Annotated in this window: 1 protein-coding gene; it reads left to right on the forward strand. The window is 72.6% G+C overall.

All coding sequences use genetic code 11. The features are described 5' to 3' along the window. Positions 1-72 precede the first annotated feature (72 nt). Positions 73-1422 carry an IS30 family transposase gene (locus VHR41_08190; protein HEX3234163.1) on the forward strand — a complete coding sequence of 450 codons (1350 nt, stop codon included), beginning with the start codon at positions 73-75 and terminating at the stop codon, positions 1420-1422. Positions 1423-1602: the final 180 nt, after the last annotated feature.

A 1602-nucleotide genomic window follows, 5' to 3' on the forward strand; every position in this document is an offset into this window, starting at 1 on the left:
ACTGGGCGGATTCACGCGATCGTCGCAACACCTCGATGAATCGAGGTGACGATGGGCCGGCCTGCTGGCTGGATGCAGGAGTTGACGGGCCGCTCGGCGATGAAGTCGCCGGGCAAGCCGTCGCATCGACGCGAGGTCGAGCTGTGGTTCTGGCGTGAGATCGCCAAGGGACTCAGCACCGAAGACGCCGCCGCGGCGGTCGGGGTCTCCTCGGCGGCTGGCGTCCGATGGTTTCGTGAGCGTGGCGGGATGGCAACGCTGCTGCGCGATCCCGACACGTGCCGGTACTTGTGCTTTGCCGAGCGCGAGGAGATCGCACTGCTGCGCGCCGAGGGCAAGGGCGTGCGCGCGATCGCGCGGGAGATCGGCCGGTCGCCGTCGACGATCTCCAGGGAGCTGCGGCGCAACGCGGCGACCAGGGGCGGCAAGCTGGAGTATCGGGCGTCGGTGGCGCAGTGGAAGGCCGAGCTGGTCGCGCGCCGGCCCAAGACCGCCAAGCTCGCCGCCAACGTGGTTCTGCGCGAGTACGTGCAGGAACGCCTGGCCGGCCACGTCCGCCGCCCCGACGGGACCGCCGTGGCGGGCCCGGCGGTCAAGCCGTGGAAGGGCCGCAACAGGCCGCGCCGCCAGGACCGGCGGTGGGCGCAGGCGTGGAGCCCGGAGCAGATCTCGGCCCGGCTGCGCGTCGAGTTCCCCGATGATCCGGACATGCGGATCTCCCACGAGGCGATCTATCAGTCGTTGTTCGTGCAGGGCCGCGGCGCGCTGGCTCGCGAGCTGACCGCGTGCCTGCGCACCGGCCGCGCTTTGCGCGTCCCGCGGGCCCGGGTCGGCGAGCGCGGCAGGGGCTTCATCAGCAAGGAGGTGATGATCAGCCAGCGGCCCGCCGAGGTCGCCGACCGCGCCGTCCCGGGGCACTGGGAGGGCGACTTACTCATCGGGACCGGCCGCTCGGCGATCGGCACCCTCGTCGAGCGGAGCAGCCGTTTCACGATGCTGCTGCACCTACCGGCGCTGCCCGACCGAGGCCCGCGCGTCAAGAACGGGCCGGCGGTCACCGGCGCTGGCGCCGAGGCCGTCCGCGACGCGATCACCGCGCAGCTCGGCGGCCTGCCCGAGCACCTGCGCCGGTCGCTGACCTGGGACCAAGGCGCCGAGCTGGCCCAGCACGCCCGCCTTCGGATCGACACCGGGTTGCAGGTGTACTTCTGCGACCCGCAAAGCCCCTGGCAGCGCGGCACCAACGAGAACACCAACGGGCTGCTCAGGCAGTACTTCCCCAAGGGCACCGACCTCGCCCGCCACAGCCCCGGCGATCTCGCCGCCGTCGCCGACGCACTCAACAGCCGGCCGCGCAAGACGCTCGGATGGCGCACCCCGGCCGAAATCCTTGACGAGCACCTCGCCGCCGTCGCCGCCTGATCGACACGACCGCACCGTCGCGGCCCCGGAGCGCGGCCGAGCGCGTGGCGATCGCCGCTGCGGCCCGCCCTCCGGGCGAGCCTCCGCGACGACCGCCACGCGCCTGTTCTCCTGAACCTCCAGTCGCGGCTACGCTGCGTCACCGACAACCCGGTGTTGCGACGACCCCTTGAGTCCGGC

This window comes from Gemmatimonadales bacterium (genome assembly GCA_036265815.1).
Taxonomy (GTDB): domain Bacteria; phylum Gemmatimonadota; class Gemmatimonadetes; order Gemmatimonadales; family GWC2-71-9; genus CAVVWJ01.

What these genes read in the sequence shown, in the direction of transcription:
- VHR41_08190 (HEX3234163.1), top strand. Translation starts at nt 73, where the DNA reads ATGCAGGAGTTGACGGGCCGCTCGGCGATGAAGTCGCCGGGCAAGCCG.